At 45.8% G+C, this 12,501-nt stretch carries 15 protein-coding genes and 1 pseudogene; 9 read left to right on the plus strand and 7 right to left on the minus strand.

All coding sequences use genetic code 11. From position 1 onward, the window contains the following. Positions 1-16 precede the first annotated feature (16 nt). The 3 genes from arcC to ACIM339_RS00225 are packed head-to-tail and all read right to left on the minus strand — an operon-like array spanning position 17 to position 2,928. On the minus strand, positions 17-955 hold the full coding sequence (gene arcC, locus ACIM339_RS00215) for a carbamate kinase (RefSeq protein ID WP_015282596.1): 939 nt from the start codon (positions 953-955) through the stop codon (positions 17-19). A gap of 33 nt (positions 956-988) precedes the next feature. Then, a complete protein-coding gene (locus ACIM339_RS00220; protein WP_015282597.1) occupies positions 989-1,915 on the minus strand; it encodes a deoxyhypusine synthase in 927 nt (308 codons plus the stop codon). Further along, on the minus strand, positions 1,912-2,928 hold the full coding sequence (locus ACIM339_RS00225; RefSeq protein WP_015282598.1) for a tyrosine--tRNA ligase: 1,017 nt from the start codon (positions 2,926-2,928) through the stop codon (positions 1,912-1,914). The genes ACIM339_RS00220 and ACIM339_RS00225 overlap by 4 nt, the downstream gene beginning before the upstream one ends. Before the next feature lie 90 nt (positions 2,929-3,018). Between ACIM339_RS00225 and ACIM339_RS00230 the strand changes: the two genes are divergently transcribed. The 8 genes and pseudogenes from ACIM339_RS00230 (at position 3,019) to ACIM339_RS00265 (ending at position 8,012) form a co-directional block, all read left to right on the plus strand. Next, positions 3,019-4,449 carry an MFS transporter gene (locus ACIM339_RS00230; RefSeq protein WP_015282599.1) on the plus strand — a complete coding sequence of 477 codons (1,431 nt, stop codon included), beginning with the start codon at positions 3,019-3,021 and terminating at the stop codon, positions 4,447-4,449. A 38-nt stretch (positions 4,450-4,487) separates the two neighbouring features. After that, positions 4,488-5,183, plus strand: coding sequence for an RNA methyltransferase (locus ACIM339_RS00235; RefSeq protein WP_015282600.1), 696 nt, complete (start codon positions 4,488-4,490; stop codon positions 5,181-5,183). 55 nt (positions 5,184-5,238) lie between these two features. Beyond that, the gene (locus ACIM339_RS00240; protein WP_048103635.1) at positions 5,239-5,493 is read left to right on the plus strand and encodes a hypothetical protein; all 255 of its coding nucleotides are present in this window, start codon (positions 5,239-5,241) and stop codon (positions 5,491-5,493) included. A 5-nt stretch (positions 5,494-5,498) separates the two neighbouring features. Beyond that, complete coding sequence (locus tag ACIM339_RS00245) at positions 5,499-5,705, plus strand: hypothetical protein (RefSeq protein ID WP_337954329.1); 207 nt, start codon at positions 5,499-5,501, stop codon at positions 5,703-5,705. A gap of 26 nt (positions 5,706-5,731) precedes the next feature. Then, positions 5,732-6,070: pseudogene (locus ACIM339_RS08090) on the plus strand (DUF5320 family protein); the annotation flags it as partial. Between the two features lies 1 nt (position 6,071). Next, entirely contained in the window at positions 6,072-6,551 is a 480-nt protein-coding gene (locus ACIM339_RS00255; protein WP_015282604.1) for a NifB/NifX family molybdenum-iron cluster-binding protein, read from the plus strand. Between the two features lie 81 nt (positions 6,552-6,632). Continuing rightward, the gene (locus tag ACIM339_RS00260; protein ID WP_015282605.1) at positions 6,633-7,340 is read left to right on the plus strand and encodes an ATPase domain-containing protein; all 708 of its coding nucleotides are present in this window, start codon (positions 6,633-6,635) and stop codon (positions 7,338-7,340) included. Positions 7,341-7,343: 3 nt separating this feature from the next. Further along, entirely contained in the window at positions 7,344-8,012 is a 669-nt protein-coding gene (locus ACIM339_RS00265) for a hypothetical protein (RefSeq protein WP_015282606.1), read from the plus strand. Here ACIM339_RS00265 and ACIM339_RS08030 read toward each other — a convergent pair. The 3 genes from ACIM339_RS08030 to ACIM339_RS00275 are packed head-to-tail and all read right to left on the minus strand — an operon-like array spanning position 7,989 to position 10,159. Then, positions 7,989-8,111, minus strand: coding sequence for a hypothetical protein (locus tag ACIM339_RS08030; RefSeq protein WP_015282607.1), 123 nt, complete (start codon positions 8,109-8,111; stop codon positions 7,989-7,991). The two genes, ACIM339_RS00265 and ACIM339_RS08030, sit on opposite strands and share 24 nt — an antisense overlap. 59 nt (positions 8,112-8,170) lie before the next feature. Next, a complete protein-coding gene (locus tag ACIM339_RS00270; protein WP_015282608.1) occupies positions 8,171-8,530 on the minus strand; it encodes a hypothetical protein in 360 nt (119 codons plus the stop codon). Between the two features lie 9 nt (positions 8,531-8,539). Next, on the minus strand, positions 8,540-10,159 hold the full coding sequence (locus tag ACIM339_RS00275; RefSeq protein WP_015282609.1) for a flagellin: 1,620 nt from the start codon (positions 10,157-10,159) through the stop codon (positions 8,540-8,542). Positions 10,160-10,266: 107 nt separating this feature from the next. Here ACIM339_RS00275 and ACIM339_RS00280 point away from each other — a divergent pair, with 107 nt between their 5' ends. After that, complete coding sequence (locus ACIM339_RS00280) at positions 10,267-11,220, plus strand: D-glycerate dehydrogenase (protein WP_015282610.1); 954 nt, start codon at positions 10,267-10,269, stop codon at positions 11,218-11,220. Here ACIM339_RS00280 and hisS read toward each other — a convergent pair. After that, positions 11,217-12,446 carry a histidine--tRNA ligase gene (hisS, locus tag ACIM339_RS00285; RefSeq protein WP_015282611.1) on the minus strand — a complete coding sequence of 410 codons (1,230 nt, stop codon included), beginning with the start codon at positions 12,444-12,446 and terminating at the stop codon, positions 11,217-11,219. The genes ACIM339_RS00280 and hisS overlap by 4 nt on opposite strands. Positions 12,447-12,501 lie beyond the last annotated feature (55 nt).

Raw genomic sequence — 12,501 nt, forward strand, 5'->3', positions numbered from 1 at the left:
TTGCCTATATAAAATATTAATGAGAGGGATACACCCTGGTACCCGTATTACCATTCAAAGCATCCATAAGTTTTTCAGGAGAGGTTATCAGAACTTCCTCTCCCCCGTTTCTGATGAACCTTATGGAGGCAAGTATCTTGGGGTACATGCTTCCCTTCTTGAAATGTCCCTCTTTGAGATATCTCTCTGCCTCATCAACGCTCATCTCCCCTATCCCCATTTGCTCGGGTGTTCCAAAATTCAGGTAAACCTGTTCAACGCTGGTTAATATGATCATCTTCTCGGCCCTGATATCCCGGGCAAGGGTGGCGGATGCCAGGTCCTTGTCTATTACACCCTCCACACCCTGGAGTTTTCCATTTTTTCTGATCACAGGAATTCCACCACCGCCAACAGCGATGGCAATGAACCCTGAATCTATAAGTCTCCTTATGGCATCCTTCTCCACAATCCCCAAGGGATCTGGTGAGGGCACGACCCTCCTCCATCCGCGACCTGAATCCTCAATCACATGCCAGCCCTTCTCCCTTGCAAGTTTTTTTGCCTCCTCCTCGGTGTAAAACGGCCCGATGGGCTTTGTTGGATTCTTGAATGCCGGATCTTTCTCATCCACAATCACCCGCGTGAGTATGGCAACCACACTCTTATCTATACCCTTATTTCTTATAACCTCATAAAAACTCTGGGCAAGAAAGTAACCTATTTCACCCTGAGACATGGCTCCGCATACATCGAGGGGCATGGGTGGAACAACATTTCGGGAATTCTCGTTCTGAAGAAGTATGGCCCCGACCTGAGGCCCGTTCCCATGGGTGATGACCACTTTATAACTTTCAAAAAGTGGATATATGGCCTCCGCAGTTTCCCTTGCCCTTAGCATCTGCTCCGCCGCAGTCCCTTTATCCCCAGGTCTAAGCAGTGCGTTACCACCCACAGCGAGAACAACGGTTTTCATAGAAAGGGAAAGGCAGGGATTTATATTAATTTTTCACAATTTTTCAAGCACACTGGCAACAAGGAGAGGAAGAATGACAGTAACGTCTCCTTCCACGGTCACGTACTTAGCATCCTCTCTGACCTTACCCCAGGATACAGCCTCGCGCACCCTTGCACCACTCAGGGAGCCGTCCCACTCAACCGCGGTTGTGATGTAAACCGCATAATCCAAACCCTCTCTGAACTGATTCCACCATATAGTGTGGTGCTTTGAGATTCCTCCACCAAGCATGAGTGCGCCTGTCTTACTCGCATCAAACACTATATCCGCAAGTTCATGCTCGTCCTTCAGGATATCTATACGGAAATCAGGATGCATTTCCCTGAATGACCACAACTGCGAGCCGAATGATCCGTCGGTTATGCCGGGAACATAAACGGGAATATTATTTTTATGGGCCCAGTAAAGGATAGAATCCTCACCCAACCTTTTTCCAAACTCCTCAATTATCTCCCTAGGTCCCCACTCCTTCTTCTCCCTGTATAACTCCTCCAGAATGGGCATCATAAAGTTCTCCATTACCTCACCGTACGATTCATTTGGTACAAGAACATTGCCAAGACGATTCACACCCATCCTGTGCAATTCCACATCGTCCAGGAGAAACGAGCCATGGTAGTAGGACTTGAAACTCCTCGCAATATCGTGATCCAGAGTGCCGCAGGTTGTGATGATCACATCCACAAGTTTCCTTTTAACAAGTTCTTTTATGACACCCCTGGTGCCAGTGGCAATTATGCACGCTGGAAAAGAGAGGAATGTGGTATTTTCCTCGGAAAACATTCTGAGAAGGATCTTCTCCGCTATGGCAAGGTGCTTTGCCACAAATCCACCAGACCTGTAGAGCTGATCCATCAACTCTCCGGCTGTCATTCCCTCCCGAATATCCATATCCTCCACAGGAATCATATCATTCATCTTCCCCACCCCAGAGCACGGGGAATATCATCGTTTTTCTCAACATACTCACGCACGGGCTTCAGAATGCGGATCAACTCCCCCGCCACAGCCATCTTCAGGTCCATTGGGTGAAGTTCTCCCTTGGCATAGGCCCTTTCAAGTTCATCGTAGGAATGAAAGATGATATCCCCACCCCATTTCTCGGGTCTTTTTATCACCATTTTCTCAATATAGTACGAGAATAGAATGTGTCTTGCGATCTGAAGCACCGGATTTCCCTCAACCTCAGGAGGGCAGAATGCCTTTTTCATCTTCCTCCTTATATCCTCCTCACTATCATCCACAAAGATCGCACTTCCCTCCTTGCTCTTGCTCATCTTAGCCTCAATTGGATCCATTCTACCTGTGCCCTTCAATCCTGCGAGAATGACCGTGTGCACCGCCACAGGTTTCTTGTACCCAAGTTTATCCGCCACGTCTCTAGCAAGCATATGAGCGTGCCTCTGATCCATGCCCCCAAGGGCGATATCCAAATCCATGTCAAATATGTCTGAGACCTGCATGAACGGGTAAATGATCTTTGAAGAATCAAGTTCTGCCTCGTCCTCCTTGCGGCCCATTATGCTCATTGCCCTCTTGGCGCGTTTGAGCGATGTTCTCTTTGCCACCCTTATTACCCTTTTCCAGTACTCCTTTCTGCTAACCAGCTCATCTGCCCATACATACCTTGGCCTTATATCCAGGGCCCCAAAAACTCCCTTCATGTATTCCCCCGCAAGGCGAATCTTCTCAATATCCCCTCCAAACTTATCGTTTATGAATGCGTGCCAATCCGCCAGAAACACTATCATATCCACACCTGCATCCATAAGATCCCGAACCTTCGCTCCTATTATGAGTCCGGTGCCAAGATGCACCCTGCCAGATGGCTCAAGACCAACATAGCCCCTTGGATTGCCCTTTAGAGCAATCTCCAGTTCTTCAGGGGTGATAACCTCAACCACGTTGCGCATGAGTTTATCTGAAAGCATAGATAGGCGATGAATTGAAGATATAAAGAATTTATGAATTGAAGCAAATTTATATAAGGGCAATATCATTCAAGTAACGGGTGGAAAACTATGGAAAAATATGACCTGAAATACGCAAAAAGAGCAACCGCAATTTTCGTACTCCTTCCACTCCTGGTTATGTACACGGAGGCCGTGCTCATTCCATCTCTTCCCACAATACAAAAGGATTTTAACATCACCCCTGGCAACGCCAGCTGGATACTTTCAATATACCTCCTCGTTGGAACCGTAAGCGTGACGGTCATGGGAAAACTCGGAGATATGTACGGAAAGAAAAAGATGTTCCTCATATCCCTGATATTCTACACGTTGGGCGTATCAATGAACGGTTTTGCACCCAATTTTCAATATCTCCTGTTCTCAAGGGGGCTTCAGGGTATAGGCATGGCCATATTTCCGCTTGGATTCAGTCTGGTAAGGGAGGAATTTCCACCGGAAATGGTTCCTGAGATTCAGGGACTCATAAGCGCCATGTTCGCCATAGGAATGGTCATAGCCTTCCCCCTGGGTGCATACATATCCCAGAACTATGGATGGAGATGGACATACCACAGTGTTGCACCCTTTGCAGTATTGATGCTCATTGCATCCTATTTTGTGCTGCGTGAGAGCAGATACATCACAAGAAGTAAGTTTGATTTTGTTGGCCTGATTCTCCTAACCTTCTTCGTGGTGCCAGCACTGGTGGCGGTTACAAGAGCACCAACCGTTGGATGGTACAAAACTCAAACTCTGCTCCTGTTTGCCATCTCCGCCGTATCCTTTACCATCATGATTCTCTGGGAAAGAAAGACGAAGGATCCACTGATCCCGATATCCGTGATATCCAGCAGAAACCCCATGATAGCCAACATTGGGATAATGATGGCTGGATTTGGCATACAGATGATGAGCCAGGCCAACACCTACATACTCCAGATGCCACAACCCTACGGATTTGGAAAAACCATACTGGAAACGGGCCTTCTTATGACGCCAATGGCCGTTGCCTCACTGATAATAGCACCAATTGCAGGAAAACTTATGCCCAGAGTGGGTGTGAAAATCTTTGCAGTCCTTGGTTCCCTAACAGCATTTTTCGGGCTGGTTCTCATGGCAAAATATGCAACAAGCGTGGACCTCTGGAGATTCATAGGAATGACCATTATTGTCAGTTCTGGAATCGTGCTTATGAACGTATCCCTAATCAACGTGCTCATATTCAGTGTAAATAAGAGGGTTATGGGTATTGCCACGGGGGCAAACAGCCTTTTCAGAAATTTTGGGGCCACATGGGGTCCAGCAATAGCGGGGACGATTATGACCACCTACTACACACTCATTCATCTCCCTGCACCTCCCTACGTGATGCAGATACCGACAAACAAGGCCTACGAGATACTATTTTCAGGTTCGGCTCTGATTTTCCTCCTGCTGGGCATACTCTCCCTGTTCATAATTGAGGTCATGAAGAAAGGAGTAATAGGAACAAAACAATAATCAGCAAATTATTTGTTCTATACTCTCATGCAAGCCCCATGGACATAACCGTGATCTTCGTTGAGCCCCAGTTCACAGGAAACATAGGATTCCTCGCCAGAACCATGGCGAACTTTAACTTCAAAAATTTAGTGCTTGTTAATCCTCCCCCACTGGACGATGATGCTTTCAGATTCGCGAAGCATGCCAGATACATTTTGGAGAATGCAGAGATCGTGAAAGATTTTGAAGAGGTACGAAGGTCATTTGATTATCTTGTCGCCACAAGCGGTGTGAGCACAAAATCTCCAAAGAAATTCAAGAGAATCGCAATGAGCCCCAGAGAATTTGCAGAGAAGGTCGGAGGATACAAGGGAAAAATGGGCATGGTTTTTGGAAGGGAAAACTACGGGCTCTACAATGGGGAAATTGAGCAATGTGATGCCCTGATAACAATCCCCACAAGCGAGGATTACCCCATCATGAACGTTACCCATGCGGCGGCCATCGTGCTGTACGAATTATTTCTTCAGGAAGAACGGAAGGAGGAAATGCCCATTGCCGAGAACTTTGAGTTGAATCTTCTTAATTCAAGATTCTCCGAAATTCTAGATGCAATAAATTTTCCAGCGCATAAGAGGAAGAACACGGAGGTGATGTTCCGCCGCATAATTGGAAGGGCGATGCTCACCAAGTGGGAGTATCACAGCATGATGGGAGTTTTCAAAAGGATTCTATACAAACTCGAAAGGTAACATATGTAAGAAACTTTTAAATATTAAGTCGCATTTGAGTAATTTGGTGATTAAGATGCCCTATGGTGATGGAACTGGACCTGATGGTCGAGGGCCCAGAGGTAGGAGAATGGGACCCTGCGGGCGTGGGATTTATCCATTCAACGGATACAGTGGTGGCTATGCTGATTACGGACCCAGAGGATACTACGAACCCCCAATGGGATATCCGCGCAGGACCTACCTTGGAAGGTTCTTTACCCGTCTGTTTGGAAGTTTCAGGAGATACGGAAGGGGATACAGACGTGGACGCAGAGGGAGAAGATGGTGAGAGGGATGCCCCGAGGTGGTAGATACCTGTACTCCCCTCCATTGGGATTCAGATTCGCAGGCATTTACTCACTCATAGACCTCGTGATCCTGGTGCTGGTGATAATAATACTGATACACCTATTCATAGTGGCATCATTCTATGTGATAGCCCTCGTTGGGCTTCTCCTGCTAAGAGAGTTTGTAAGACCGAGATATGGAAGAAGATGGTAAGGAGGTGATGAAAAATGTATGGATATTACGGATACTACCCGTATGGACCCGGCTTTGGCTGGGGCCGAGGATGGGGTAGAGGAAGAGGATTTGGACGTGGTCGTGGCTGGGGAGCCATGCTTGGATACTGCCCATGGACAGGCATGCCAAGGGGATGGAGATGGATGTACCCCTATGGAACCACCTACAGTATGTACAGCCCTTACTACCCGAGGTACTACCCATACTACGGAACAGGCACCCAGGCATACGTACCGGCCTATGCGCCCGTGAACGAAAGGAGTATGCTTGAAAGTGAAGCGAGAAGTCTTGAAGAGAGATTGAAGGAGATAGAGCGGAGAATAGAGGAACTGAAAGGTGAATGAAATGCGCGTGGCAATAACTGCAGATGCTCCCTCTGAAAATTCACCGGTATCGCCCATATTCGGTAGATGCGCGTACTACGCAATATACGATACAGCCACTGATAAACTTGAATTTGTGCCAAATGCATCGGCCATGTATGCAAGGGGCGCGGGAGTTCAGGCTGCACAACAGGTTGCAAATCTTGGAGTGCAGATGGTCATAACTGCGGGAATAGCAGGGCCCAACGCCTCAATGGTCCTGGCACAGGCAGGAATTCAGGTGATCAACTCATTCCAAGGAACCGTGAGAGATGCCGTTGAAGCTGTGAAATCAGGAAGGGTGACGACCACAAACATACCTCCAGCACCATTTGAGCCACAGTACCCTCCGTACTACCAGGTGAGCAAGGAGGAAGAACTGAGGATGTTGGAGGAGGAAAAGAGGTACATAGAGGAGAGATTGAAGGAAATAAAGAAACGCCTTGAAGAACTGAAAGAATGATTTTTTTCTTTATTTTCATTTTATTTTCATTTTCAATAATCACTGCACAAAACTTAAATAATCCTCAAAGATAGAAAATTGATGAGAATTAGAACAGGCGTGCCCGGATTTGATGAACTTGTTCAGGGAGGGTTGGTCTCCCAGAGAGTTTATATTGTTGCTGGTCCACCTGGCTCGGGCAAAACAACATTCGGAGTACAGTTTCTGATTCAGGGGGCAAGGGAGGGAGAGAGGGGACTCTACGTGACCCTAACAGAGGATCCACACAGCATAATTGAGGATCTTTCCACATTCCGATTTAATCTGAGAAGATATACCATTAGTGGTATGATCTTCTTTGCAGATATGGGACCATTGAGCATACAGTACCTAGGTGCTGTTAAATCCCCAGAGAGCATAAGGGAGACCTATGCCCAGGAGGTTTTCAAGAGGATTAACTCCATAGTAAAGGCAAAGGGTATAAAAAGACTGGTAATAGATTCTGTGCTCACCTTGAAATATGGCGGAGGAGACAGGGAGGAGCAAAACAAGGAAATTGCCAGATTTTTCAGAAGTTTGAAAGATCTAAAAATCACGGTTCTCATACTTTCTGAGATGACTGATCTAACCAACTACAGCCCAGAGCACTATATGGCCCACGGTGTCATATTCCTACACAATTTTCTAAACGGGCACACCATGACGCGAGCATTGCAAGTTATAAAGATGCGCGGCACGATGCATGATTGTGATATGCACAAGATGGAAATAACTCCCGATGGGATAAAGGTATACTCTTCGAAGGTGTGAAAAATGGTTATCTGTCCAATTTGCGGCTCAAGGGATGTGACGAAACTCAAAACTGGCAGTTACAGGTGCAATTCCTGCGGCTTTGTGTTCTATCCCACAAGAGAGGCAATTATAGATATGAGGGACCTGCTAACAGCAGAGCAACTCACGGAAGAAGAGATCAAAGAACTTGGTAAGAAAATGGAGAAAAGCACAACATCAGTAGGTGAGGCTATTTTTGGGGAGAAATTAAACAACGTGTTTAGGAGTTTAAATTCTCTAGATGAAATCTTGGCACAGTACAATGAGGATGACAGGGTATTCGGCATTTTTGTGGATTTTGTGGGAAACATAAGGGGTACCTTCTTAATAATGGTCCACGAGAATAGCGTTGAAATAATAAAGAAGGCCTACGGTAAGGAGAGCGTTGTAGAGGCTCTGAAAATATTTGGCACAAGCATTGCAAGCAAGTTCAAGGATAACTTCAGAGATTACCTTGAAATTGAGAAAATAGATATCGCCTACGACACAATACTTTCAATGATAAATTACCTAATTTCAGACATTGCGGGAGATAGGGAGGTCATGTTCCTCAATGTGAAAATGCAGACAGAGCAAACTCCCAGGGGAGAGATAATCTTCGTGCCTCAAAAAGATAGCATAAAGTATTTAAAAAGGTTTCTTAACGAATGATCGCATCTCCTTCTTTGACACGCCATTCACAAATGTCCGTGACTCCCTCTCCAGATTCTCATCGTAAATCTTTATCCAGGTAACCTTATTTTCCTTCATATTTGAATATCACCCATATGAAAATTTAAATAAATCGCTGTGAAAATCTAAAGGTGTAATCAAAATTGATTACGTCTCCTGAGAAACCTTGGCAAATCCATAAATTGCATTCTCAACTCGTACCTGCGAATTAACCTTATTGTATTTCTCTCGACCCTGATACTTGGCTGTTCCATCGGCTTTTCCTTACCCTCTGTGATCTCATAACTTCTTTTTCTCCTACCCTCATCCTTTCCCCTTTTGTAGACCTTCTCAATTTCTTTTTCTATACCCTCCGCTCTTGCCAACTGCTCAATTTTACGCAGTTCTTTCTTCACCCAGCCAACTGCCTCATCATGAGAGTAGTAACCAACCTCGTAGCCAAGCACGTATGCGCGCTTGATCAGATTGTATTTTTTCTTTGTCTTATTGGAGCTCATTGGCATACCTCAGTATATCTCCACATATCTATTTAACATTACTGGCGGAATCTCAATCACTGTGTATATGGGAATTCCAGGACCCGGAATTATCTTCATCGTGAGTTTCGTCTGAGGTGTCAAGGTCAATCCCACATCCCTTGCGTTAATGTACATTATTATTATGGCTCCATCTTCAAGAATGTAACTCTGCCTGAACTCTCCGGAGGGGTCATTCACGACCTGCACTCCATAAAGGGTTGCATTGGCGGCCTCAACACCAAATCCAGAGGAATTCAGTTTCAAAGATGCTTCCACATTTCCATCGGTAAGTTCCACAATAACATTGTTGAAGTCAACTGGCTTAGAACCAGGTCCAAGTGCAAGTTTTATCTCCAGCACCTGAATTGAGCTCTGAGGTACTATTATCTGCCCGTAATTGGATGCGTTATCCACAGCAACAACCAGATAATAGTAGGTCTGATAAGGCATATACACATAGTCGTTGAAATAGGTACCCTTCACAAAGGCATAGGGCTTGCTGTTGAACACCTGCGTTGTTGCCACAGCCAGATAATTTGTGGAACGATATATGTAATAGCCCTTTATACCACTCTGATTATCCCGAACCGGTTTCCATTCAAGATGGATGTAGTACTGAGAAGTATACGCCCGAAGACCCTCCACTGAGGGAGGAGAAGTATTATCCACCCTTGTAACAGTTATGCTATTCGTTGTGGCCGAGTACAAGGCACTGTTTCCTGCCCTATCATAACCTACAATGGCATAATACCAAGTTCCATTGGCTGGTGGATAGTCAATGTAACTCCTCACATCAGGACCCACCGTGGCAACCAAAGTGGCATTCTCCACATTAGCCGCTGTGATTTCACTTCTGGAACGGTAAATTTTTTGATAGTCCAGACCACTTCCGCTATCACTCGCGGTCCATGTTATCATCACCCCATATCCAGATGGGGTTATGGTTTCTATGTTGCCTGTGGGTGCCGTGGTATCAGGAGTGCCGGTTCCTGTGTAAACAGTTTGATTCAACGCAGTATAAAGAACGCTGTTACCTGCCCTATCGTATCCAATTATTGCATAGCCATAGTAAGTGCTGGAATTCACACCGTAATCCACATATGTTCTATCATCTCCAAACCCGGAGGTAAAGGTCGCCACAAGGGTTCCAACACTCTTTATGTAATTCTCATCCTTTAAAATGAACTTTATGGTGGAGGGCGCTCCAGAAATTCTGTAAAGCTCCTCTTTCCACATACCGCTCTCAGTGTCAACGGCAGAATTCCACACAATTTTCACCGACAGCGGATCCGTGCTGTTTACCGTTACATTCAGAATCAAACCACCATAGGGAGGAGTGTAATCCCTCTGAATTGGCGCCTTGACATTCACCACAGAGGGATCCTTTCCATCAATATCCCTATCTCCCAAAATATTCAGGATTCTAACGGAACTGGTTATTTGAGAGGTTACATCCGATGCCACCTTCTCACCCTGCTCCCTCAAAGTCACACCTACATATATTATGAGGGATGCTGCGATGGCGGCCACTATGATCATCGCAATGAACAGTATTAGGGTTGCAATTCCTATATCACCCTCTTCCTTCCTTGTGTACAGCCTCTTCATATTCCAACCACCCTTTGTTTCTTATTTAAATAATTACGTGTGATTATCATTTCGTAAAATCACTTAAGAAACGGTAAATTTTAATGCCTTCAAGCGCATTCTCACCTATGAAAATCTTTCTAACAAGAAAAATCCCAGATGATGGGATAAAGGTACTGAAGAACCATGAATTCCAAGTGGATATATTCCCGGAAAACAGGCAGCCAACCAAGGAGGAAATAATAAAGGGCGTGAGAGATGCAGACGCTTTAATATCTCTCCTCTCAGATCCCATAGACAGGGAAGTTATAGACTCTGCACGGAATCTCAAGGTTATTGGCAACTACGCTGTGGGCTACAATAATATTGATGTGGAGTACGCGAGAAAAAAGGGAATCATCGTGGTAAACACCCCGGGGGTTCTAACAGATGCAACCGCAGATCTAACCTTCGCCCTCATACTTGCAGCTGCACGGAGAGTCGTTGAGGGCGATAGATTCATGCGCGATAAAAAATTCAGAGGCTGGGAGCCTATGTTAATGCTCGGCAAGGATGTGTGGGGTGCCACCATAGGCATAGTCGGAGCAGGACGCATAGGACAGGCCGTAGGAAGAAGGGCAAGGGGATTCAACATGCGCATACTATACCACTCACGCACCCGAAAAATGGAATTTGAAAGGGAAACAGGTGCAAGATTCGTATCTCTGACCGAACTGCTAAGAGAATCGGACATTATAACCCTACACGTTCCCCTAACCCAGGAGACAAGGCACCTCATAGGCGAGGAGGAATTCAAAATCATAAAGGAGGGGGCAATTCTGATAAACACAGCCCGTGGAGAGGTGGTGAAGGAAGAGGCCATGATTCGAGCCCTCAAATCCGGTAAATTGTTCGCTGCAGGGCTAGATGTGTTTTACGGAGAACCTAATGTGAATACAGAACTGCTCTCACTGCCAAATGTGGTTCTCACCCCACACGTGGGGAGCGCAACGGAGAGAACCAGAAGAAAAATGGCAGAGATGGTATGCGAGGACGTATCCAGGGTTCTTCTGGGAAGAGAACCTCTACACAGGGTTGTTTAAATATCCTCAATTTTTACAACTTTCTGCTCACCGGTTTCCATGTTTTTAAGCGTTACCTCTCCACGCTCTATCTCCTCACCCACAATCACGGCAAATTTCGCGTTTATGCGGTTCGCATACTTCATCTGCTTCCCAACGCTCCGGTTTCCGAGTTCAATATCCACAACATACCCCTTCCTCCTCAGTCGCATCGCAACCTCAATGGCCCTTCTCCTAAATCCAGGAATTATAACAACAAAATAATCCACCTCAATTTTCTCCTCCGGCCACACGCCCTCCCTCCTCATGAGGAGTTCAAGCACAGCATCCCCCATACCAAAACCAACGGCGGGAGTGGGCTGCGCTCCAAATAGTTCCACAACCCTATCGTATCTTCCCCCTCCCAGCACGGCGCGGAACTCTCCACTTGGATCGTGGACCTCAAAAACCACGCCCGTGTAATAGGCAAGTCCCCGCACAATTGAGAGATCGAAAACCGCCCTTTTTCCATAGGCATTGAGCAACTCCTTTAACTCTCCAAGAACTTCGCTCCTCTCAAAATGCTGGAGTTTTGATAGAACTGCATCAACATCTCCACGGAGTTCCATAAGGGAAAGAAGTTCATCCACATTCTCCTCTGAAGTGATCTTCTCCATCTCCACCCGAAAAGCATCCTCTCCGATTTTATCCCTCTTGTCAATTATTCTGAAGGCCTCTTCTACATTTTCAATACCCATGGATTTCAAAAGATCCTCCATTATGATTCTGTCGCTAAAACGCATAACGTACCTGTTTTTGAGTCCAAGGGAGTCCAGAATCTCCATGGCGAGGGCCATTACCTCCGCATCTGCAGTTATGTCCTTGACCCCGAAAATATCAGCGTTGAACTGGTAGAATTCACGCAACCTTCCGCTCTGGGGCTCTTCGTACCTCCACATTTTCGGAAAGGAAAACCACTTGACAGGCTTAACAAGATCCTTTCTAGCCGCAATCATCCTAGCAACTGAGGGTGTGAGTTCAGGAATTAGAGTTATTTCACGTCCTCCCTTATCAACGAAACTGAAGGTCTGTTTCACTATCTCCTCACCACTCTTTATGCGAAACAGATCAAGATATTCCATACTTGGAGCATCTATCTCGTGAAAACCAAATTCACGGGCAACCGAGCATATTTTATCAAAAACTATTCTGCGGGCACGCATATATTCCGGGTACATATCACGAAATCCCTTGAGACGCTGAATCATAGATGCTTATCCCTGACCCTTATAAAAAATTTACCTCAAAATTTATCTACAGGCT

Origin of the sequence: Aciduliprofundum sp. MAR08-339, assembly GCF_000327505.1 — an archaeon.
Classification (GTDB): domain Archaea; phylum Thermoplasmatota; class Thermoplasmata; order Thermoplasmatales; family Aciduliprofundaceae; genus Aciduliprofundum.

Bases quoted from the DNA above. Each gene is read 5' to 3' on its own strand.
- ACIM339_RS00235 (WP_015282600.1), top strand. From the start codon at position 4,488: ATGGACATAACCGTGATCTTCGTTGAGCCCCAGTTCACAGGAAACATA.
- ACIM339_RS00275 (WP_015282609.1), bottom strand. From the start codon at position 10,159: ATGAAGAGGCTGTACACAAGGAAGGAAGAGGGTGATATAGGAATTGCA.
- ACIM339_RS00270 (WP_015282608.1), bottom strand. From the start codon at position 8,530: ATGAGCTCCAATAAGACAAAGAAAAAATACAATCTGATCAAGCGCGCA.
- ACIM339_RS00230 (WP_015282599.1), top strand. From the start codon at position 3,019: ATGGAAAAATATGACCTGAAATACGCAAAAAGAGCAACCGCAATTTTC.
- hisS (WP_015282611.1), bottom strand. From the start codon at position 12,446: ATGATTCAGCGTCTCAAGGGATTTCGTGATATGTACCCGGAATATATG.
- ACIM339_RS00255 (WP_015282604.1), top strand. From the start codon at position 6,072: ATGCGCGTGGCAATAACTGCAGATGCTCCCTCTGAAAATTCACCGGTA.
- ACIM339_RS00225 (WP_015282598.1), bottom strand. From the start codon at position 2,928: ATGCTTTCAGATAAACTCATGCGCAACGTGGTTGAGGTTATCACCCCT.
- arcC (WP_015282596.1), bottom strand. From the start codon at position 955: ATGAAAACCGTTGTTCTCGCTGTGGGTGGTAACGCACTGCTTAGACCT.
- ACIM339_RS00280 (WP_015282610.1), top strand. From the start codon at position 10,267: ATGAAAATCTTTCTAACAAGAAAAATCCCAGATGATGGGATAAAGGTA.
- ACIM339_RS08030 (WP_015282607.1), bottom strand. From the start codon at position 8,111: ATGAAGGAAAATAAGGTTACCTGGATAAAGATTTACGATGAGAATCTG.
- ACIM339_RS00260 (WP_015282605.1), top strand. From the start codon at position 6,633: ATGAGAATTAGAACAGGCGTGCCCGGATTTGATGAACTTGTTCAGGGA.
- ACIM339_RS00220 (WP_015282597.1), bottom strand. From the start codon at position 1,915: ATGAATGATATGATTCCTGTGGAGGATATGGATATTCGGGAGGGAATG.
- ACIM339_RS00240 (WP_048103635.1), top strand. From the start codon at position 5,239: ATGCCCTATGGTGATGGAACTGGACCTGATGGTCGAGGGCCCAGAGGT.
- ACIM339_RS00265 (WP_015282606.1), top strand. From the start codon at position 7,344: ATGGTTATCTGTCCAATTTGCGGCTCAAGGGATGTGACGAAACTCAAA.
- ACIM339_RS00245 (WP_337954329.1), top strand. From the start codon at position 5,499: ATGCCCCGAGGTGGTAGATACCTGTACTCCCCTCCATTGGGATTCAGA.